The sequence below is a fragment of the Paenibacillus konkukensis genome (assembly GCF_023523925.1).
Classification (GTDB): Bacteria; Bacillota; Bacilli; order Paenibacillales; family NBRC-103111; genus Paenibacillus_S; species Paenibacillus_S doosanensis.
Genome location: NZ_CP027059.1, coordinates 5,904,247 through 5,925,599, shown reverse-complemented (window position 1 = coordinate 5,925,599; position 21,353 = coordinate 5,904,247). Strand labels below are relative to the sequence as shown.

Genomic DNA, 21,353 nt, shown 5'->3' with positions numbered 1-21,353 from the left:
GCACAAAGTCTTTGACGACCCGGGAAGTCCAGCTCGGTCGGCGCAGCGCGGCGCTCTCGGATGTCTCGACAGTCATCGTTTTGGCCATAACATTCCCTCCTCTGAAGCTCCGCCTCTCACGGCGGAACCGGCTTCGCAAGCTTTCGGCTAGCGCAATAGTTGCGGGGTATCCTCGGCATCTCCGGCGCCGGGAGGAGAGGCGTCATACGCCTCTCCTGGTACGGCCTTCCGGATCACGCGCGAATTACCGTTTGTTGTAACGGTCCAGCGCAGCTTTCTCGATCTCGATCGCGCGATCCAGCTTGAGCGATTTCAGCTTATCCATATACTTGTCGAAGTTTTCCAGAGGCTCGTTGCCCAAAATAATTTTGAGCGTCATTTCGTCGACCAGCGTATTGACGTCGGTCATAATTTTGGCCAGCTCTGTGCTCTCCTGCGGCGTAGCCGTAATCGGAGGCAGCGCGTATTTGTCCACATCGGTTTTGGACCAAACGGTCACTGCTTCCTTCTGCGAAGGCATGGTCAAATATTGCTCGATATACCGTTTATCCTGTACGAACGGTCCGTTGTAGTTGCCGCGGATATACTGCGACATCGCTTGGGCAGGAGCCAATTTGTTCGGATTATTCATAATGAGATCGGTATATTTCGGATAGCCGTTCTCCATCTTGTAGCTGACGCCTTCGGTACCGAAGTTGAAGAACATATGCCCGTCGTCGCTGTAGCCGTAATCAAGCAGCCGTGCCGCAAGCTCGGCGTTTTTGGAATTGGCGGTAATCGCCACCATGCCGCCCGGCGCAAAGGCAGGGTCCTTTTGCCCGAATTTCGGCGTATCGCCCTTCTTCAGCACCGGATAAGGTGCAGCTACCAGATTCGCTTTCGGATCTTTGGCCGTCAGAATCGGCATCCATTTGCCGATGCCGCCCCCGGTATTGCCGATCGTGGCTCCTGTCGCATTGGAAGCAAGGCTCGCATCGAGCGTTTTGCTGTCTACGGTGGCGATGTTTTTGTCGATCAGGCCCTCTGCGTACCATTTGCGGAACGTGGCGAGGAATTCCTTGTATTCCGGCTGGGCGGGACCGAACTTGATCTGGCCGTTTTCCGTATAAAACATCCGGTTGATGCCGAAGGCTCCGATGAAAGCGCCGTTATAAATTTGCTCAAGCGGACGCGGCACGCTGAAGAAGGACAGCGGAGCGGCAGCCCCCTTCTTCTCCTTGAATGCTTTGAGCACGGTATACCAATCGTCGATCGTCTCGGGAATCGGCAGACCGAGCTCGTCGAGCCAGTCTTTACGCACAATCGGCCCTTGGAACACCTTCAAATATTCGTCGCCGCGAATGAACGGGAAGGCGAAATAGTTGCCTTCGTCGGTTTTGACCATTTTGTCGACGTCCGGATGCTCCTTCAAATATTTCTTTAAATTCGGAGCGTATTTATCGATATAATCGTTAAGCTTCAAAATGTAGCCGTCTTTGATCGCCTTCTCCGGACCTCCGGGGAAATCGAGCCAGTTGTACTCGATCATATCCGGCAGATCGCCCGACGCCAGCAGGACGTTCAAGCCTTCTTTGGCCTGGTTGACGACCGGAGAGGAAAACTTGAGCGGAACGCCGGTCCGCTTCTGCCATTCCTGGAAGAACGGAATATCCGCCAGGGAAGAGCTGATGCCGACTGCGTTGCCGGTAATTTCTCCCCAATACGTTAGCGTTTTATCCGTTTTAATAGGATATGTCGTTGCCGCCGGGGCGCTGTCGCCCTGCGGCGCTTTGGTGTTATCGGCAGCCGGCGGAGCCGCTTGATTGGAACAAGCTATCGCCAAACTGCTCATCATGGTGGTGATCGTTACAATAGGGATGAGTTTACTTCTTTTCTTCATCGCTTTCGACCTCCCGCTATTCTTTTAGGTATGAGATGCGTAACTCACACTTCCATCATAATGACAACGCTTACAAATTGATATCGGCAATTTTTTCTTTCGCATCGTCAATATATGAAACGGCAGTAGTCAAAAGCTCCAAATCGATCTGCAATATATCCAAAATAGGGACAAAAAGCGGCGGAAAAGGCGGTGCATTGACCGGGGAAATTGGCCGGGGAAACGGTTGAGAAGCGAGAAACGAGGACGGGCGCGCGCTTCTCCGGCGAGCTCCGATTGGCGGCATTCGCTTGTTTGCCGTGCTGCCGGACGCGGCCCGCTTGCCTTGAGCCGCTTTTCGACCTTCCGCTGCCTTCCCGTACGCCGGTTGCTCTGAAGCTTATTCCGTCCGCATCCAGCCTAAGCTGGATCGGCGTCTAACCCTTCCTCTGGGATCGTTCTATGGGTAGACACATTACTTTCGGGGGAGCCCCCGGATATCCACAGGATATGGCTGCGCATCATTTCCTAAACAACAAAAAAGCGGTCTCCCGCCATATACCGGCGGAACACCGCTGTCTGTGCATGCAGGCGCGGGCGATCCCGAAGGGACGGCCGCCGCTTCGCGGAAATCGTCACACACTCACCGTTTCTTTATATTTGCCGGGGGTAATCCCCTCGTATTTTTTGAACGTGCGGATAAACGCATTCGGGTCGTTGAAGCCGACGAGCGAAGCGACATCGGTAATGCTTCGCTGATGCTCGGCAATCAGCGTCTTGGCGTTCTCAATACGCACTTTGTTAATATAATCCAGCAGGCCGCCTCCGGTCTGATCCTTGAACAGCTTGGACACATACGTCGCCTTCATGTCCAAATGCTCTCCGATCATGGATATGTTCAGATTGACGTCCTGATAATGCTCGCCGATGAAGGCCGTAACGCGCTCCACCAGCGATTGCAGCGCCTGCTGACGGGCCTGCTGTATATTTTGCTGGCGCTTGTCCGAAGTATACGCGCACACCTTCTCCAATATGCCGTTCAGCTGGAGCTGCATATCCTTGACCGTCTCGCACGCCATAAGCCGCTCAATCGACTTCGGGTTATTGCGCAGGAAAGGACTCATTTCGTCGCCCATTTCGCTCGTCGTCTTGATCATCGTGCTTGCCAGATTGAACAACAAGCATTTGGCGAGCGGCACCGGCAGTGCGGGATGCCTGCGGAAATTGCGCTCGATAATATCGTCCAGCGTCCGCTTCGCCTGCTCCAGATCGCCGATCTTCATCGAATTCATCCACTGCTGCTCTACGGATAGCGGATAGTAATAGCCGGACGTGCGGTCCTGCTCCTCCTCCCGCCGCAGCGCAGGATAAGCGAGAATTTCGTCGCTGCCCATCACAAGCTTGTATTCCATCGCCTCCAGCGCTTCCGAATACGCGCGCGAAATGCCGGAAATCGACGTGTGAGTCCCGCTGATCGACAACGTCAGATGAATATGGTACCGCTGCAGCAGGAAGCTCTGCGCTTCCTTGGCGATGCTCATCATCTCGCCCCGGCGCTCCTCCTCCGTCCCCGCGCTGAAATTGATCAAACAGGCGAACGTCTCGTCGATCTCCACCGCATAGCCGCGATGCTTCCGCCCCGCCAGCTCCTCCACCACATTCGTGACGATGAACTGCAGCAGCATATGCTTGTCGCCGACCTCCATCCCCTCAATGCGCTCGAAGAACGGGCCGCGCTCATCGACGTACAGCAGCATCACCGCATAATCCTGCGTCAGCGGCTGCATATGATAGGCGGTCAGCGCCTCGTCGACAGGAACCTGGCTGTCGAGCTTGCCCTTCAGCAGCCGGCCGATGAAATTCGAGCGCAGCACATGATGCTGCTGTTTCATCTGCGTCGTGAACTTATCCATTTCGCGCAGCGTATGATGGATCGACTCCTGGATAAAATGAAATTCATTGCCGCTTTCCTTGATAGGAGCGTCCGTCTTGCCGGCGAACGTCTGCATCAGCTCGCGCACGGGCACATAGTTTTTGCGCAGGAAGAAGTATGTCAGGATCACCCCGCCCACTACGCTGATCAGAATGCTCATGTAGGTCAGGTTGCGCACTTGCTCGGCTTTTTTCCAATACAAGCGGCTCGGGATAACGGAGACGTACTTCAGATCGGCGCGCGCCGAATGAATATAGAAGCCCTCCATCTTCTCCCCGTCCTTCGTGAAGTAGAAAAGCCCTTCATTGCCGTTCAGCTCCGAGTAGGGGAGATTGGCGGGAGCCGCGTCGCCGTTGCTGGAGACAAGCACCTGATTATCCTTGTTCAAAATCATCACCTGGCCCTCGCGGTAAAACTGCATATTGGCAAGGGGACCGAGAATTCTCGCCTCGTCCAGCAAAATGACGTTCGTGCCGATAGGCTTCTCCCCAGGGCCGGCCGCGTAAGTGCTGACGTAAGCTACCGCCTGTCGCAAATGACCGTCTTCGCCGAGCCAAGGCATCGGGATAAAGCCTTTGAACGACTTCTGCTTCAATATAGCGCTCCACTGCTCGTAAGACATGGAGCCTCCCTCGTGGGTCAGATCGTAGCCGAGCTTGGAATCCCGGGTTATGGCGGGAAGCAGCAGCATATCGTCCGCGGCATAATATATATAGAAGCTATCCAAAAAAGGATACGACGATTTGTACAGTTTTAAATCCTGGGTTACCTGGAACAGATCGTACCGGTCTTCGTTCGGCGTCCGGTATTTGTTGGAATACAGCAAGTCCTGCACCTTGACGTTCCAGGTCATTTCAAAGCTCAGCCGTTCCATCGATTGAAACTGGTTATCCATAATCTCGCGAAGCTGCTTCAGCTGCGCGTCGTTAGCTTGATGAATTTCGCTCTCCAGCGTTTTGCTCGATGAGTTGTATACGATAATGCTGATCACGACAGGCAGCAGCAGCACGGCCATATAAGATAACAGCCACGTCAGAACGACGCTGCGCCGCCGCAGCCGGAACTTGGTCCATAGTCTCATCGAATCCCTCCCCCGAGAGATAATCGTACGTAGATGCCATGCCTGTCAATCCGCTTTGAAAACGTTTACTACCTATTATTATTCATCTTTTATTCTTGTTTTACAACCTCTTTTTTGCTGCCTAAGCCGCTTGGACCGCCGCAAGCCGCTATACGCGGATTCTCGTATTCCCATTCTCCGGCCGCTGTGTTATTATAAACTATTAGGGATGTCATAATTTGTCGAAATTTTAGTCGAAATACATCGATATAATGAAAAATTTCATTGACCATTTGCAAGGGCTAGTGATAAAATACAATTACCAAGTAATCATATTGGAATTATAAAAACAGATTTTCCGGGGGAGGACCACGAATGAAAAGCTTGAAACAAAGCATAGCGCTTCTGCTCGTGCTGATTTTATCGATCAGCTTGGCGGCTTGCGGAGCGAAACCCGAAGCCAAGCAGGAAGGCGCGGCTCCGGCAGATAATGCCGCAGCAGGCGCAGCCGGATCGCTGGCCAATAAAAAAATCGCACTCATCATGCAAATTAACCTTGGCACGTTCTCTGCGCAGTACATAGAAGGCGTCAAAGAACAAGCCGAAAAACTCGGCGGCAAAGTAACGGTCTTTACGGCCGACGGCGACCTCGCCAAAATGTCTTCGAACCTTGACGCAGCCATTAACCAAAAATTCGACGGCATCCTGATCGACCATGGGACAGCAGAGGCGCTCGACCAAGGCATCAAGAAAGCGGTCGAGAAAAAAATTCCGGTTATCGCCTTCGACGCGGATATTAAAGTTCCCGGCGTAACCGTGCTGGAGCAGGGCGACCAGAAGATGGCCGAGCTGACGCTCGATAAAATGAGCAAAGATATCGGCGGCAAAGGCAATATCGTTAAAATCTGGGTAGCCGGCTTCGCTCCGATGGAGCGCAGACAAGTCGCTTACCAGCAATTTATGGACAAGAACAAAGATGTCAAAGAGGTTGCCGCATTCGGCGCGGCATCGCAAAACACGGCTCTCGATACGCAGGCGCAAATGGAAGCGATCTTGAAGAAATATCCGAACAAAGGCGATATCACGGCCGTCTGGGCGGCTTGGGACGAATTCGCCAAAGGCGCGGCGCGCGCCATTCAGCAAGCGGGCCGTACGGAAATTAAAGTATACGGGATCGATATGAGCGACGAGGACTTGCAAATGATCCAAGACACGACGAATCCTTGGGTCGCTTCCGCAGCCGTCGATCCTAAAGACATCGGACGCGTTCAAGTCCGTTACCTGTACCAAAAACTGCACGGAGATCAGACGCCGGACAATATCGTGCTCGATCCGGTATTCGTTTCTCGCGACCAATTGCCGCAAACGCAAATCTCCACAACGCAGCTTAGCGAGCATGTAAAAGGCTGGGGCAACAGCGAGCAAGGCTACACCGATTGGCTCAAGCAATTGGAACAACCGGCCAAGAAATAGACCGAAGCCTCGCGAAAAACGCGTGCAATAGCTCTTATCCCATCGGCGCACGGCCGGTGGGATTTTCCATTGAAAGAAGGAGTGTGATGCCTGATGTCTTTAACCACCGCCTTACTGCAAATGAACCGGATATCCAAGTCTTTCCCCGGCGTCAAGGCGCTGCAGCAGGTTGACTTTGAAGTGCGCGGCGGTGAAATTCATGCCCTGCTCGGCGCTAACGGGGCCGGAAAAAGCACGCTGATCAAAGTGCTGGCCGGCGCTTATATTCCCGAGCAAGGGCAGATCGCCATCGACGGCAAGCCGCTCGCTCTTCAAGGCCCGATCGACGCCATGCGCAGCGGTATCCAGTGCGTATACCAGGAGGTCGATACCGCCCTCGTCTCCCAGCTGAGCATCGCGGAAAATATTATGCTCGACGGACTTACCCAAACAAGCGGCGGTTCCTGGATCAACTGGAGCCGGGTGAACAAGGAAGCCGAGCGCATCCTGAGCGATATCGGCCTCACGATCGACGTAAGGCGCCAGGTCAGCGAGCTTAGCATTTCGCAGAAGCAGCTCGTGCTGATCGGACGAGCGCTGGCGCAGAAGGCGAAGTTCATTATTTTCGACGAGCCTACGGCCCCGCTCAGCAATGAAGAAGCCGATCAGCTCTTCCGCATTATGGAGCGGCTGAAGGCCGAGGGCGTCGGCTGCATCTTCATCTCGCACAGGCTGGGCGAAGTATTCCGCATCAGCGACAGAATCACCGTCATGCGCGACGGACAGCGCATCACGACGGTCGCGGCGGCGGAGACGAACGCGCAGGCGGTGATTGAGCAGATGCTCGGCCGCACCTTCGAGGAAGAATTCCCGAAGGCGGAGGTCGAGATCGGCGAGCCGCTGCTGGAGGCTCGCGGCATCACCTTCTCCACGAAGGTGCGCGGCGTGGATTTGACCGTTAGCCGCGGCGAAATCGTCGGCGTCGTCGGACTCGTCGGCGCGGGCAAGACCGAGCTGTCGCGCGTGCTGTTCGGCGCCGATCCGCTGGCCGGCGGCGAAATCCGGATGCGCGGCAAGCGGCTGAAGCTCGGCAGTCCGGCCGACGCGGTGCGCGAAGGCATCGCGCTCATCCCCGAGGAACGCCGCAAGCAGGGCATCCTGGTCGAGCAGACGGTAAAGCATAACTTGTCGCTGCCGCTGCTTAAGCTGTTCAGCACGCTCGGCTTCGTCCAGAAATCGAAGGAAGCCGTCAACGCCAAAGAGATGATCGCGCAGCTCGGCATTCAGCCGCCGAATATGGACCAGACGGTCAAATATTTGAGCGGGGGCAACCAGCAAAAGGTCGCCGTCGGCAAATGGCTTCCCACGGAAGCGGAAGTGTACTTGTTCGACGAGCCGACCAAAGGCGTCGACGTCGGCGCCAAGAGCGACATCTTCCGTCTGATCGGCCGGCTCGCCCAGGAAGGCAAAGGCATCGTCTACTTATCTTGCGAAATCTCGGAAATATTGGGCATCGCCGACCGGATTCTCGTCATGAGCTACGGTCAAATCGTCAAGGAATTGCGGCGCGAAGAAGCGACGCAGGAGCAAATACTGTATTACGCCAGCGCAGGGGAGGCAACGGTCTAGTGAAGGACAAGCTGCTCGATTATTCATACAAATACGGGGCGCTCATCATTATCGCCGCCGTTATCATCGTATTTTCGGTAGTCAACGAAAACTTTTTGTCGTACGACAACATGGCCGACATTCTTCGTTCCATCTCTATCGTCACGTTCGTGGCCATCGGCGTGACGTTCTCGCAAATCGTCGACGGCTTCGACTTGTCCGTCGGATCGACCGTCTCGCTGACAACGGTCGTCGTCGCGACGATGATGGTCTGGTACCAGCTGCCGCTCGTTCTGGTGCTGACCGTTCCGCTATTGATCGGCATTATTATCGGTTTGTTAAACGCTTTTCTTATCGTGAAGGTAAGAATTCCCGATTTGCTCGCGACCCTCGCGGTCATGTACATTATCGGCGGCGTGCATAAGACGTACACCAAAGGCTTCTCCATCTACAACAACATGCAAATGCAGGACGGAACGAAAGCGCCAGGCAAATTTACGGAATCGTTCCTCTGGATCGGCCAAGGCAAGCTGCTCGGCCTGCCCGTGCCTGTCGTGCTGATGATCGTCGCCGTCGTCGTCGTCCACATCTTCCTGACGTATACCCGCTGGGGCCGTCAGCTGTACGTGACCGGCGGCAACCGGGAAGCAGCGCGGCTCTCCGGCATTTCGGTCAACCGCGTACGCACGCTCGCTTACGTGCTGTCCGGCGTCTTCGCCGCTATCGGCGGCATCCTGTTCGCCGCCCGCGTCGGCTCGGGGCAGATCGACGCGGGCTCGCCGATCCTGATGGAATCGGTAGCCGCCGTGTTCGTCGGCTTCTCGGTGCTCGGAGCAGGCAAACCGAATGTGATCGGCACCTTCTTCGGAGCCGTGCTGATCGGAGTGCTGCTCAACGGCTTGACCATGCTGAACTTGCCGTACTATGCGTTCGATATTATTAAAGGAACGGTGCTTGTGCTCGCTCTGGCCATCACGTTCATTCATATGGCACGCCGGCGCGCCTCATGACCGGACGCTGCGGCGCCGAAGCTGCATGGACAAAGATCCGGTCATCGGGGGAAGCGGTATTGGAACGCCATTCGATTCTCCCAAGCAACGACTAAACGGCAAGGCGGCGCGCCTCATGAAGGCTGCGCCGCCTTGCCGTTATTTATTTGCCCGCGCTCTCCGTCTGCTGATTGTTCTTCTTCTCCTCCGCCAGCTTCTGCACCGCTTCTTCCGTCTGGCGAAGCACCGTATTCATATCGACGTTATCGAGCGTATACTGATTGAACGCCGTCTCCAGCGCCACCTTCAGCTTATTCGGGTCGGCCCCGACCAAGCCCGGATCGCGCTTCGGCGGAGCCGCCGCCGGCTTATGATAGAACAGCGCCTTCACGTTCTTCCCCTGAAGAGCCGGCACGTCTTGGCCGAGCGACCGGAAAGCATCGCCGGCATTCGCGCTCTTGAGCGAAGGCACCGTCGCCTGCTGCTTCGCATCCAGCGCCTGCACCTCGTCGGAAAGCAGATAGGAAATAATCGCGAACGAAATATCCTTATGCTCATTCGTTCTCGTAATGAACCAGTAAGCCGAGTTGATCTGCGTCCCCGTATCCGGAGCTTCCTTGAAGGTCGGAATCGCCGCCATATCCCAGTCGATTTCCTCGGGAATGCCCGTATACTGCCCGAATTGATTGACCATCATCGCTACATTCATATTTTTCATAAAGGCTCCGGATTCCTCGGTCTGACTGCGCTTCTTCGGATCGCGGTTATTGTTCGGGATTTGATAAAAGCGCCCGAGATTCTCAAGCAGCCGCTTCCATTTCTCCGTATCGTTCAGCTTATCGGCTTTCGGATCGAGGTAAGAAACCGAGAGCTGGTTATCGCGGAGAACGGCGCCGATGAACGAGCTGAAGCCGCGGTATACTTGGCCTCCGTCGACGCGGGTCATCTTTTTGGCAAGCTCGTAGACTTCGTCCCAAGTCATCCCGTCGGTCGGATAAGGGACGCCGAATTTATCGAACAGCCCTTTGTTGTAGAACAGCACCTGCATCCCGCCGTAAGGCATCGGCAGACCGTACAACTCCCCCTTGGGGTTCGTATTGCGCATTTGCTCGATCAAGGTCGGCTCGAACCGGTCCAGATCGTAGTTCGCGCTTTTGATGAGTCCGCTCATATCGTAGGCGAGACCGGGATTGATGAGGAAGGAATCGATGTTGGATGTGTTGCCGATCATAATGTCGGGATAAACGCCCGATGTGATCAATTCATTAATTCCCACCCCCTGCTCCCTTGGCAAAAATTGAACCGTAACGTTCGGAAACTTTTCTTTGATTTTATTGCCGTATTTTTTATCGAACGCCTCCTGGTCGTCCCCGAAATCGGACTTAAAGATAAGCGTTACCGGAGCATTCAAATCCTCCTTCGCTCCCGCTTGCTCTCCCGCCGCTTCTTCCTTCCCTCCGCCGCCGCAGCCGGACAGCGCTGCCGTCATCACCGCTGCCGCCATCCACAGACGGACCGTTCTTCTCCCCGCCGGCCATTTTGCCATCTCAAATCCCCCCTGTTCAACTGAAAGACGGGCAGCAGCCCACCATATAACGTCCATTATAAGGAGGAATCGGGAGAGAGGATATAACGAAAACTATCATGTTTTTATCGAAAGTTCATAATTTCCACCTTGTGAAAATGGATTCAAACAGTTATACTTTCCAACGGTAAAATATTTCCGTTTACCCTTTTTTTCACAATAGCAAACAAAGCATTTCCCAATAGATAACAGTCGTGTTAAAATGGTTGTAAGATTTTTGAAAGTTAGGGGATTTATTGATCATGGAATTGGCAGAACAAGTGGAAGTGCTCCGGGCGAGGCTGGTCGAGCTCGTAAATAAAAAAAATAATTTTTGCGATCAGGAAGTGATTACCCTCAGTCAGGAGCTGGACGTTCTGCTGCTGCTGCTGCAGTTTCATTCCAAGAGCGCAGACGAAAAAGGATGACGACGAGAGAAAGCTCCCCCATGATCACCCTTTTTCAGTCACCTCTTATTTAACCGATGATAAGCCGTTCCTCCGGATAATGAACATCCGCTTTCGCCTTGCGCGAAACGAACAAAGTCAGGAACTGCGTCATTCCGATCCTTCCGATATACATCAGCACGATGAGCGCGACTTTGCTCGCCCAGGACAAGCTTCCGGTAATTCCGGTAGACAGCCCGCATGTCCCGAATGCGGAACATACTTCAAAAATGACGGCGATTGCCGGCACATGCGGCGATTCGGAGATCAGCACGACGAATATGCCGATCATGACCAGTAAAACTCCCGTAATGAAAAAGAGAAAGCTTTTAATGATATCTTCATGCCGTACGGAACGCCCGAACACTCTGATTTCCTCTTCTCCCCGCATAAACGTAATGATCATCAAGACGATAATCGCTACGGTCGTCGTCCTGACCCCGCCGCCCATGCTGGAAGGACTCGCTCCGATGAACATCAGAACGGCCAGCAGAAGCTGGCTGGCATCCGTCATTTTGGACGGATCGATGGTGGCCAGTCCCGCGCTGCGCGAGGTGATCGAGGCGAAGAAGGCGTTCAGCACCTTCTCGTACCATGCCATGCCTTCGAACGTATTCGACCCTTCGGTAATCCAGATCCCCGCCGCCCCGAGCAGCAGCAAAATGGCGAACGTCGTCGTCGTGACCTTCGTGTACAAGGTAAAGCGGAACCGTTTATGCCCGCCGAATAAATATTCCCGAACCTCGGCAATGACCGGAAATCCGATCGCCCCGAGCACAATAAGCAGCATCGTGAGCAGCTGCACGACGACATCGTCGGAATAATCGAGCAAGGAATTGCCGAACAGGTCGAAGCCTGCGTTCGTGTACGAGGACACCGCATGGAACAAACCGTGATACATCGCTCTGTACAGCGTGTCGTAGTAGCCGGCAAAATAAAAATAACCTCCGAACAGCAAAGCCCCGACGCCTTCAAAGAGCAGCGTCATCCCGATGATCAGCTTCATCAGCTGCACCATGCCGGACAAGTTGTAACGGTTCTGGTCGATCATCATCATCTTGCGCTGCGAAAGACCGATTGGCTTGCCGAATAAAATCCAGTAAAAAGTGCCCATCGCCATAATGCCGATGCCGCCCACCTGAAAAGCGATCATGAGCACAATCGTGCCGAACCCGCTGAAGGTGGCGGCGGTATTGATGGTAGTGAGACCCGTGACGCTTACCGCGCTGGCGGAAACAAACAGAGCGTCGGTAAACGACAGGCTGGCGCCCGGCTTCAGGCTAATAGGCAGTATGAGCAGAACGGTAACGATGAAGATGACTAAAAAATAGGCGATCACGATGGTATGCACCGCCGATCGCTGTTTTTGCGTTTTCTTGAGCAGCATGTTCCTCCGAGTTCGATCCCGCAAGGATCGGATCAACAAGTTTATTCCCTTATCATATGAAAAAGCGCCCATAGAAGCAAGCTTTTCCATGGACGCAATTGTTATAAATAAGTATGGCTCGGCTTAATCCGCATCGGTTATTCCTTGATTTTCTCGAATTTGGCGTCGTACAGCCGAAACATCGTCTTATACCCGGATTCGTCGATTTTGATGCCTACGTCGAGCCGGCCCGTAATTTGCAAAGCCCCCGACGTGTACCTCAGCTTCGTATCCTTGGGCACGAAGACGATCATAATTTTATTCCAGTACGTCTCGTCGCCGTTGTCGAACGGACATTCCGCCCCGGGCTGCGGGATCAACAGAAACCAATGCTTGTCGAACGACAGCACTTCGCCCATAAAGCCTTTGATCTGCACCGTTTTGCCGTTTAAGTCCCAGAACTTGTTCGACGGCGTCGACTGCGTATCATCGTCGAAAAATTCCGCCCATGTCAGCTCGTTCCCCGCCGGCTGCTTCGTCGGGGACGGAGCCGGGGATGGGGACGGGGGCGGAGAAGATGGAGATGGAGGCGAAGACAGCTCCGGCTCCTGCGCCTGAGCGCCGCCCTGAGAAGGCGCGGCCGGGGCGCTCTCCGCTGAAGCGCCGGCGCCAGCGGCGGCAGGCTGCGGCTCCTCGGCTCCCGCCGGAGCCGGAGCCTGGGCCTGCGTCGCGGCGGGCGAGGCTTCCGCCGCCGCCGCAGTTTCCATCCCCTGCGCCTCAGGGGATGGAGCGTCTCCCCCTGCCTGCCGCGCAGGGGGAGACGCCGGCTCGGCCGCTGCCGGCGGCGCGGCCGAAGCGGCAGGACTCGGCGCCGGGCGCGAGTCCGCGGGTCTCCCTTCTGCGGCGCTCCCCGCAGAAGCAGGCTGTGCCGCCGCTAGCGGCACAGCGGTCTCGGCGGCGGCGAAGGACGCCGCCTCGGGCGAGCCGGCCGGCTTCGAGCCGCAGCCGGCGAGCAGCGCGGCGGCAGCGAGCACCGCCGCCGCGGCGATGGCCGCCGGCCATCGGCAGCCTCCGGCCGGACGCGGCGCTCGCTCCCGTCCCGTTGCCTTCACTTCGCCGGCAGCGGCGCGCTGCTCTCGAAGCGGCCGCAAATCGCCAATCATCCGTTTCATGCGTAGCTTCCCCCTTGCCTCTGTAATCATTGCAACGCTTCGTTTCTTATACCCCCTCATGAGCGAAAGACCGTTCATGAGCGGAACAACTGCAGCGGGTCTACACGGTATATTTTCATTGCGGGCCACAGCGACGCAAGCGCTCCGATCACCAGCGTACCCAGCATAAGCAGCCATTCCTCGCCAGGCAGACGCCATACGTCCAGCGCGATGCCGGAGAAGTCGAAAAGCGCGTCGCGGCCCGCATAGCTTCCCGCATGACCGGCCGCCAAACCGAGCAGCAAACCGATCAAGGTCAGCAGCAGCCCTTCTCCGATCAGGGACAGCCATACGAACGTTCTGGACTTGCCGATCAGCCGCAGCAGACCGACATCCTTTTTGCGCTCGTTCACAGCCGACGTAAGCGACAGCAGAATCGAGATGGCCGCCAATACGATACACAGCATCGTGACGATTCGAATGACCTGCGAGCCTTTGTCAACCACATTGACGACATCGGCTACCGCTTTGCTCGTATAGATCGCCTGCGCGTTACCGAGTTTGTCGTACTTCGTTTTGAGCGTCTGCGCACCGAGCAGCGACCGGGGCTTGACCAGAACCGAAGTTACATCCTTATGTTCCCCCTGCTGGCTGTGATGGACGGCCCAGGCATAATCGACGGTCGTGAACACCGCCCGGTCGTCAGGCGTATGAAGCGGCGGCAGTATGCCGACCACCGTGTACAGAAAACCGGCATGAGCCTCATGCTCCTCATGGGATTCTCCGGCCTCCTCTTCCTCCGCAGGCTCTCCCTCGTGAAGGAGGCCGTGGCCGCCGCGGAACGTATCTCCGACCTTCACGCCGAGCGTTCGGGCGATGTGAGAGCCGACGACAGCCTCCCCCGTGCGGAGATAGACCGTGCCCGCTTCCAGCTTCTTATCTCCGTACCGCGTCAAAAAATATTTGGCGTCCACCCCCACAATAGGATAGCCGTTATAGTTGTCCCCGGTCGTCATCGCATAAACCGCTTCGGCCTGTTCCTCCTTCTCAAGCTGCGCGAACACTTCGTAAGGAATGTTTCCGGTCGGCGTTCCGACGTGATAATAAGTGTTCAGCGCCAGCTGCGTCGAGCTGCCTTGCGCTCCCACCGTCAGCTCGAACGGGCCGTAGCCCTTCTCCGCCCCCTGCTCGACTCCTTGACTGCATAAGATGAGAAAGACGAGCAGCGCCACGGTCAACGCTACCGAGCAAACCGTCAGCAAGGATAGCGTCTTGCGGTGCATCATGTTACGCCATAATAAATGAGGAAGACTCACCCTTCACGCCTCCTTGATCCTCAGGCCGCTTCTGCGGCTCTTTGCGAAGCAGTTCATTGATTTCGCTCATATGGACCTGCGTAGGGTACAGCCGCGCCAAATGCAGATCATGCGTAACGGTGATCAGCGTAAGCCCCTCCTCTTCGCATAATCCGAGCAGCAGCTTCATAATCTCTCCCGCCGCCTCCCAATCCAGACTCCCGGTCGGCTCATCGGCCAAAATAAACGGAGGACGGCGAATGAGCGCCCGGATCATCGCCACCCGCTGCTGCTGGCCTCGCGACAGCTGCGCCGGAAGATGCCGCTGCCGGTCCTGCAAGCCGGTTCGCTCGAACCATTCGTTCAGCTGCGCCTCCTTATCCTTCCGGCTCCAGTGCGAAGGAAGCACGAGCTCAATATTTTGCCTTGCCGTCAGCGAGGAAATCAGATGAAAATCTTGAAAAATATACCCTGCCTGTTCGGCTCTGTACCGGTCTCGCTGCGCTTCTGAATACCGGTGCAGCGGATGGCCGCAAACCGTAATCTCTCCGCTGTCCGGCGTCAGCACCCCGCCCAGAAGATGCAGCAGCGTACTCTTGCCGCTGCCGCTCGGTCCGATCAAGGCGATTCGCTGACCTTGGTTTATTGACCAACGGTCTATTTTTAAAATAGGCAGCGTCCGACCTTCCGCCCGAAACGATTTCTGCAACCGGCTAATCTCGATCATCTTCTCACCGCCTTTATCGCCGTATTTCGCTGCAGCCCGATGCCGCGACTTTGAAAAGGCAGGGGAACATCGCTCCCCCGCCTCGCTTTACCCATGCCGTTACTTCAAGCTGATCCGCTCGGACAACGCATCCCAGGTCAGCGGTTTCCTGGTCAATTGCTTGAACGCGTCCAGCGACAGCCATAAAGAGCCGTTATCCATATTCGCTTGGAACCCGGCAGGAGCTCCGTTATACGTAACTTCGGACGTCTCTACGTTAACGGCCGCTTGGTTGGCGTCTTTGGACAAGACGACGGATTTCGCCGCTTCATCCCATGCCACCTGAACACCGAGCGCTTCGGACAAGGCGCGTGCCGGATACAGTACGGAACCGTCGCGCGTCACCTTAAACTTCGGATAAACGTACTCTGCCTGCTTTTCGGCCGTCGTGCCTTCCAAATCCACATCCGCCACTTTGGCGATCGCTTTGGCGATATCCGTATTGTCGATTTGGCCTTTGACCAGATCGGCGATCGGCCCGTACGCCCAGACGCCTACGTCGACGGCGGAGTGCCCGTGCCCGGTGAAGCCGACCATGAAGCGCTTGGCCATCACGGCGTTATACGCGCCTTCCTGCGCATAAGAAGTGCCGTCGCCCTCCATAATGTAGCTCGCTTCGTCATCGGTCAAATCGTTGAATCCTGTATTTTCAAGCACCAATCGCTTGATTTCCTCGATGCTCTTCGCCGCCTTCAGCTTCGCAGCGAATATTTCGGACGATTGCTTCTCTTGATCCCAGGCATCGACATTAATCTCATATACCCCGTCGCGGGAGAGCGACAAACCGCCGGTCTCATGATCCGCCGTCACCACGACCGACGTGTTGCCGTCTTTTTTGGCAAAATCCATCGCCACTTTCACCGCCGCGTCGAAATCGAGCGCTTCTTGAACGACGGAAGGAAAATCGTTCGAATGGCCCGCATGGTCGATTCTTCCGCCCTCGATCATCATCGTGAACCCTTTCGGATTTTGCGCCAAAATTTCGATCGCCTTCCCGGTCATATCCGCCAGGCTGGGAACCGTATCGTCGCGGTCCAGCACATAATCGACATGAGAGCTGCCGAACAATCCGAGCGCTTTGCCGGCTCCGGCGCCGAGCGACTCCAGCCCTTGCTTGTCGTAAACAACCTTGTAGCCTTTCGCTTCAAAATCCGGGATAATCGTCTTGTCCGTACGCTTGCCCTTCTCCTCCTTGCTCAGGAAAAACTGCTTGCCGCCGCCGAACAGCACGTCCACGTCCTGATCCTGCAAATATTGGGAAGCGATCGCGCTCTCGTTATCGCGGTTGCGCACGTGCGAAGCGTAAACGGCCGGCGTCGCATGCGTAATTCGCGCTGTCGTCACCAGCCCCGTCGACTTGCCGATTTTTTCGGAAGCCTCGATGACCGATGCGAACGGCTTGGATACGTCTTCGTTGGAGACGCTGATGCCCGCATTGTAAGTTTTATGTCCGGTTGCGAAGGCCGTGCCGGCCGAGGCGGAATCCGTCACTTCCCCGGACACCATCACGCCGCCGTCTTCTCCCCGGTCTGCATATGTAGTGGCTTGGCCCACATAATAGGAATCAAGCTCAAGATGATTTTTGTTCAGAAAATGGCGGGAGTAGTCGCGCGCCGCCGATACTTGGGCCGGACCCATGCCGTCGCCGATCAGCACGATGACGTTTTTCGATAGGGCCGGCGCGGACGCAGTCCCTGCCGGAGCATCGGCGGCGATAGCCGGGCCTGCGTTCCATGCCGGAAGCAAGGAAAGTGCCATACCGGAAACTAAAAGCTGTTTAAATACCTTTTTCAAAAAATTCCCCTCCGTTTATGAAATAAGGATGAAGACATTCGCTACATCGCTCATTATACGGAGCCAACATTATCGGAAATGGGACATCATGTTATCGGAACGTCAATTTTGCCGGGAACTGTTAATGCAATGTGAAAAAAAATCCGGCTGCACCAGAGAGTGGAAACCTCTATCGAGCGCGGGATGCTTGTTTTTCACCACTCTTTTAAAGTCATGTTCACAGCGTCTGGAATCCGGTACCCTCTTCATGCTCCAACGTATCCGTTTAGACAACGGCTTGGCTGCAGGCAGCCTCCGGAACCGAGCATCGAACCGTTTCTAAAGCTAACGGACGTCAGGGAGCTAATTTCGTTGCAAACAGACCCTTTTCAAACGTAACGGACGTCATGGCGCTTACATAGCTCCGAATGGCTTTCTAAGGCGGCGTTGTCAACAGATAGCTGCATCTGTGTCCGTTAGAAATCCAATATGGCCGATAGGGTTGATATAACGGCCGCTGTGTCCGTTGCGAGAGTACGGCGCGACTGTAGGAGCGTTAGCGCTCGCCTTTACAGCGGATTTTTCTCTACGATAGGAGGGTCGCCTACTGTGCATGCGAAAGCAGCTCCCCATCGCCGCCCGTTCCGGATTTCTTGAATAATTGTCCCTTGCATGGGCTGCAATTCGGGAACGAAGGCGACGCTGACGCTTCTCCGGATCGCCCTCGCTTAGCGAAGTCTGCTTTTTCACCAGCCTTTTAGGAGTCTGTCCGACGGAGTTACTTTTGTAGGTCCCTTCGGAGTTAGACTCGGTTTTCAAATGATTTTTCATCACGATTTGAGTATAATCACTGTGTCTTTCTTTGCCTTTGTGGGAGTTACGCCGCTTTTTTACGTTTTTGGGCAGACCTCTCCCGTTTATACACCGTGGATGGTTTGGGATATTTGGCAGAATGAAGCTTTCTTAAATTATAGCTTAAAGCCAAAAGGACGAACTCACCCTCAACCTTATCTTCGCCACGGAGGTGAAACTGACGAAAGCCCTGACATTCTTTCATTTGCCCCCACGCGGGTTCCACGATGGCTTTACGTAACCGGTAAATGTCTTTACCGGCATCGCTTTGCACTTTGGTTCTCATGGCTTCTCGGATCGGATCGCCTTCATTGCGTTTGACCCTTCGTTTACCGGATCCGGACTTAACGCAGTCCTTTTGAAACGGGCAGGTCAGGCAGGCATCGCTCATATACACCCATTGAGTCGCTTTTTGAGGATCCTTTTCATAGTATGTGTACTTGTGGATCAGCGTTTGTCCCGCTGGGCACACATAGGTATCCGTTTCCGGGATATACGTAAAGTTGGTTTTATCGTACGGATTCCCGTGCTGCTTGTTTTCACGGGTTGCCGCGATGTAGGCGTCGGTCTCGGCCTTCGTCGCCGCCTGAATGTTGTCCGCACTAAAGTACCCTGCGTCCGCACTCACTTTCTCGGGCACCTTTCCCGTTATGTTGCGGATGGAACCGAGCACCGGCTGGAATTGGTGTTGGTCGCTGCTGCTAGGGTTCATCTGCAGTCCGACGATGAATCCCTGATCCGCATCTACGGCAATTTGCGGATTATATCCTTGGATGACGCCTTGGGTTTTCGTATCCATGATTTGGGAATCTGGATCGGTAAAGTTGAATTGATCTTTGTCCGGTGTCTTCGATTCCTCTACCGGTTTGCGAGTTTCCAACTGTCTGAGCGCCTCTCTGATTTTTTCAAGTCGGGATTGGCGATTGGTCACCGATTCCGGCAACAGCGAAAGGGGCTCTTCGTTCTCTTGGTCGTCTATCTGGCCGGCTTGCTCGAGAGCTTCGCGGATTTCCTTTTCCAGACGCTCGATTTCCTGGTTCATCCGATCTCGCGACATCGACTTATGCTTCGATGCATGGGCTTTCAGCTTCGAACCATCGATGCTGACATGACCGAGGGACACGTACCCTAGCTGTATGGCGATGTGTACCACTTGTTTGAAAAGTCCCGGTAATGATTCGAGGTGATCCTTTCGAAAATCGCTGAGCGTACGGAAATCCGGTCGATGGCCGCCACATAGCCAACGAAAAGGAATATTTTCATCCATAGCCTGACGAAGGGTCCGGGAGGTGAACACACCCGTAGCATAGCCATAGAACCATAACTTCAAAAGCATGGCGGGGTGATAGGCTTCTTCTCCGCGATGGGAATACCGATTTGTCATGACCGTGAGATCCAACTGATCCACGATGTCGCTAACAAGCCGCACTAAATGATCTTCAGGGATCCAATCGCTCAAATACATCGGAAACAATTCACCTTGTTCCGTGGAGTAAGATTTAAATTTTGCCATTAACCACACACCCTTTTTTACCAGATAAACAGATTACAGTTAAGTTTCGCGACGAAACTATGCTTTTCCTGTTTCGTCGGACAGACTCTTAGAAGTCTGGTGAAAAAAGAGCGGAGGGGCCATTTGAATCTGGAAAAGCGTAAGCGTTCGCCTTTGAAAACGGATTCTCTCCACATAAAAACGAAAAAACAATCCAAAGAATCCGTTTTCAACAGCGATTGGAGGATCAAATGGACATCGCAGCGGACTTTTTCACTACCCTTTTAGAAGTGATGGAGAAATCGTTTATTTTTGTTTAATCTGCGGCATCAGCTTGGCGATTTCTTCGTCGGCTTCGCGGAGCGCGGTGTTCACGTCTTTTTTGCCCGCAACTGCATCCGCGACCTTGCCGTTAAAAATTTTGCGGACGTCGGCGTTGCCGGAATACATCGAGCCCGGCACATACGGCGCGATGCGGCCTTTATAGATCGCCTGCACGTTTTTCCCTTGCAAAAAATCCATTTCGGCGCCGAAAGCGTCTTTGACGGCCTGGCTGGCCAGCACCGGATAATATCCGTATTTCTTGGCCATCGCGGTCTGCACTTCTTCCGAGGCGAGTACGGAGAGCACCTTCATCGCGTCTTCCTGATGCTTGCTCACTTTGTTAATCCCCATATACATCGTGTCTCCCAAGCCTTTGAGCCCGTCATAGCCTTTGTAGCTCGGCAGCTGCGCCATATCCCAGTTCAAGCCGTTCTTGGACGCTTCCTGCAAAGAAGGCATAATATTTGAAATGACCATCGCGGTATTTTTATCCTTAACAAAGGCGTTCACCACATCGGCGAAAGCTCCCCCCTTCGGTTCGTTGCCCGGGATGGTCACAAGATTCGTATAGAGCGTCAGCAGCTGTTTCCATTGATCGTTATTTATCGTAGGCTCATCCGTCTTGGCGTCCAGCAGATCGATCGGCAAGCCGCCCTTCATCGCGAATATGCTTTGCGGATGCAAGCCTTTGTACTGGAAGCCGGCGTCCATCTTCGTTACCTGTTTGGCCAGGTTGATGACATCCTCCCAATACATGCCGTCTTGCGGGTAAGGCACGGCGAATTTATCGAAAATATCTTTGTTATAATACAAAGCCGTCGGGCTGCTGTAAAAAGGAAACGCGACGATTTGACCGTCCACCTTGCTTCTTTCCACAAGAGCGGGATCGAATCGGCTTACATCGACATTTTCCTGTTTCATCAGTTGGCTCATATCCTGGGTAAGACCTAGCGACGTGTAGGCGCGCACATCGTTGGCGATAGTGAAAATATCCGGAAATCCCCCCGATGCGACAAGCTCGTCCGGATTGCTCCCTTTCCCGCGGACCACTTGTTCCAATGTGATATAAGGGTATTTCTTGCGGACAGGCTCGACGAACAGCTGCTGCCATTGGTCATCCGATACGGCTACCCATTGATAAATTTTGACGGTAACCGGCTTCTCCCCCGTCTTCGCGGCGGCTTCGCCCGGGTTTTCCGCAGCTTTCTCTTCCCCGAGCAAGCGGCGAGCATCCATAATGCCGTCAATACTGCGGCGGCGGCGAAAACTTTCTTGTACATGCTTATCCCTCTTTCCGTTATACATGACGCCCGGCAGCTTGCGCAGAGCGTGATGTAAGCGCTTTATATTTGGTGTTTTCATTATAACAAAGCCGCATCGCGGTTTCTGTCTTCATCTTGCGCTCAATTATAGGAATATTGCTA

General features: G+C 54.6%; 14 protein-coding genes. 4 read left to right on the top strand and 10 right to left on the bottom strand.

The genetic code is table 11. The features are described from left to right. Positions 1-244: 244 nt before the first annotated feature. Together SK3146_RS25795 and SK3146_RS25790 are read right to left on the bottom strand one after the other, a co-directional pair. On the bottom strand, positions 245-1,879 hold the full coding sequence (locus SK3146_RS25795; RefSeq protein ID WP_249861458.1) for a type 2 periplasmic-binding domain-containing protein: 1,635 nt from the start codon (positions 1,877-1,879) through the stop codon (positions 245-247). Positions 1,880-2,493: 614 nt separating this feature from the next. Then, positions 2,494-4,872 carry a helix-turn-helix domain-containing protein gene (locus tag SK3146_RS25790; RefSeq protein WP_249861457.1) on the bottom strand — a complete coding sequence of 793 codons (2,379 nt, stop codon included), beginning with the start codon at positions 4,870-4,872 and terminating at the stop codon, positions 2,494-2,496. Positions 4,873-5,226: 354 nt separating this feature from the next. On the opposite strand from SK3146_RS25790, the gene SK3146_RS25785 reads away from it, so the two are divergent. From SK3146_RS25785 to SK3146_RS25775, 3 genes are all read left to right on the top strand, one after another. Beyond that, positions 5,227-6,324, top strand: coding sequence for a sugar ABC transporter substrate-binding protein (locus tag SK3146_RS25785; RefSeq protein ID WP_249861456.1), 1,098 nt, complete (start codon positions 5,227-5,229; stop codon positions 6,322-6,324). Positions 6,325-6,417: 93 nt separating this feature from the next. Next, complete coding sequence (locus SK3146_RS25780) at positions 6,418-7,932, top strand: sugar ABC transporter ATP-binding protein (RefSeq protein WP_249861455.1); 1,515 nt, start codon at positions 6,418-6,420, stop codon at positions 7,930-7,932. After that, positions 7,932-8,921: an ABC transporter permease gene (locus tag SK3146_RS25775; RefSeq protein WP_249861454.1), complete on the top strand. Its 990-nt coding sequence runs from the start codon at positions 7,932-7,934 to the stop codon at positions 8,919-8,921. Before SK3146_RS25780 ends, SK3146_RS25775 begins: the two co-directional genes overlap by 1 nt. Positions 8,922-9,063: 142 nt before the next feature. Here SK3146_RS25775 and SK3146_RS25770 read toward each other — a convergent pair whose 3' ends face one another. Beyond that, on the bottom strand, positions 9,064-10,446 hold the full coding sequence (locus SK3146_RS25770; protein WP_249861453.1) for an ABC transporter substrate-binding protein: 1,383 nt from the start codon (positions 10,444-10,446) through the stop codon (positions 9,064-9,066). A gap of 281 nt (positions 10,447-10,727) precedes the next feature. Here SK3146_RS25770 and SK3146_RS25765 point away from each other — a divergent pair, with 281 nt between their 5' ends. Then, positions 10,728-10,892 (top strand): aspartyl-phosphate phosphatase Spo0E family protein, encoded by a 165-nt coding sequence (locus tag SK3146_RS25765; protein WP_249861452.1) that lies wholly within the window; start codon positions 10,728-10,730, stop codon positions 10,890-10,892. A gap of 49 nt (positions 10,893-10,941) precedes the next feature. On the opposite strand, the gene SK3146_RS25760 is transcribed toward SK3146_RS25765, so the two are convergent. From SK3146_RS25760 to SK3146_RS25730, 7 genes are all read right to left on the bottom strand, one after another. Continuing rightward, complete coding sequence (locus tag SK3146_RS25760; protein ID WP_249861451.1) at positions 10,942-12,261, bottom strand: TrkH family potassium uptake protein; 1,320 nt, start codon at positions 12,259-12,261, stop codon at positions 10,942-10,944. A 173-nt stretch (positions 12,262-12,434) separates the two neighbouring features. Further along, positions 12,435-13,448, bottom strand: a complete 1,014-nt coding sequence (locus tag SK3146_RS25755) for a hypothetical protein (RefSeq protein WP_249861450.1) — start codon at positions 13,446-13,448, stop codon at positions 12,435-12,437. A 74-nt stretch (positions 13,449-13,522) separates the two neighbouring features. Then, a complete protein-coding gene (locus SK3146_RS25750) occupies positions 13,523-14,743 on the bottom strand; it encodes an ABC transporter permease (protein ID WP_249861449.1) in 1,221 nt (406 codons plus the stop codon). Then, a complete protein-coding gene (locus SK3146_RS25745; RefSeq protein WP_249861448.1) occupies positions 14,715-15,449 on the bottom strand; it encodes an ABC transporter ATP-binding protein in 735 nt (244 codons plus the stop codon). Before SK3146_RS25745 ends, SK3146_RS25750 begins: the two co-directional genes overlap by 29 nt. A gap of 99 nt (positions 15,450-15,548) precedes the next feature. Continuing rightward, on the bottom strand, positions 15,549-17,246 hold the full coding sequence (locus SK3146_RS25740) for an alkaline phosphatase (RefSeq protein ID WP_375295580.1): 1,698 nt from the start codon (positions 17,244-17,246) through the stop codon (positions 15,549-15,551). An 892-nt stretch (positions 17,247-18,138) separates the two neighbouring features. Beyond that, positions 18,139-19,626, bottom strand: a complete 1,488-nt coding sequence (locus SK3146_RS25735) for an IS1182 family transposase (protein WP_249861446.1) — start codon at positions 19,624-19,626, stop codon at positions 18,139-18,141. 285 nt (positions 19,627-19,911) lie between these two features. Then, positions 19,912-21,291 carry an ABC transporter substrate-binding protein gene (locus SK3146_RS25730; protein WP_249861445.1) on the bottom strand — a complete coding sequence of 460 codons (1,380 nt, stop codon included), beginning with the start codon at positions 21,289-21,291 and terminating at the stop codon, positions 19,912-19,914. Between the last annotated feature and the right edge of the window lie 62 nt (positions 21,292-21,353).

What these genes read in the sequence shown, in the direction of transcription:
- SK3146_RS25795 (WP_249861458.1), bottom strand. Translation starts at nt 1,879, where the DNA reads ATGAAGAAAAGAAGTAAACTCATCCCTATTGTAACGATCACCACCATG.
- SK3146_RS25745 (WP_249861448.1), bottom strand. Translation starts at nt 15,449, where the DNA reads ATGATCGAGATTAGCCGGTTGCAGAAATCGTTTCGGGCGGAAGGTCGG.
- SK3146_RS25765 (WP_249861452.1), top strand. Translation starts at nt 10,728, where the DNA reads ATGGAATTGGCAGAACAAGTGGAAGTGCTCCGGGCGAGGCTGGTCGAG.
- SK3146_RS25780 (WP_249861455.1), top strand. Translation starts at nt 6,418, where the DNA reads ATGTCTTTAACCACCGCCTTACTGCAAATGAACCGGATATCCAAGTCT.
- SK3146_RS25785 (WP_249861456.1), top strand. Translation starts at nt 5,227, where the DNA reads ATGAAAAGCTTGAAACAAAGCATAGCGCTTCTGCTCGTGCTGATTTTA.
- SK3146_RS25735 (WP_249861446.1), bottom strand. Translation starts at nt 19,626, where the DNA reads ATGGCAAAATTTAAATCTTACTCCACGGAACAAGGTGAATTGTTTCCG.
- SK3146_RS25730 (WP_249861445.1), bottom strand. Translation starts at nt 21,291, where the DNA reads ATGAAAACACCAAATATAAAGCGCTTACATCACGCTCTGCGCAAGCTG.
- SK3146_RS25790 (WP_249861457.1), bottom strand. Translation starts at nt 4,872, where the DNA reads ATGAGACTATGGACCAAGTTCCGGCTGCGGCGGCGCAGCGTCGTTCTG.
- SK3146_RS25755 (WP_249861450.1), bottom strand. Translation starts at nt 13,448, where the DNA reads ATGAAACGGATGATTGGCGATTTGCGGCCGCTTCGAGAGCAGCGCGCC.
- SK3146_RS25740 (WP_375295580.1), bottom strand. Translation starts at nt 17,246, where the DNA reads ATGGCACTTTCCTTGCTTCCGGCATGGAACGCAGGCCCGGCTATCGCC.
- SK3146_RS25770 (WP_249861453.1), bottom strand. Translation starts at nt 10,446, where the DNA reads ATGGCAAAATGGCCGGCGGGGAGAAGAACGGTCCGTCTGTGGATGGCG.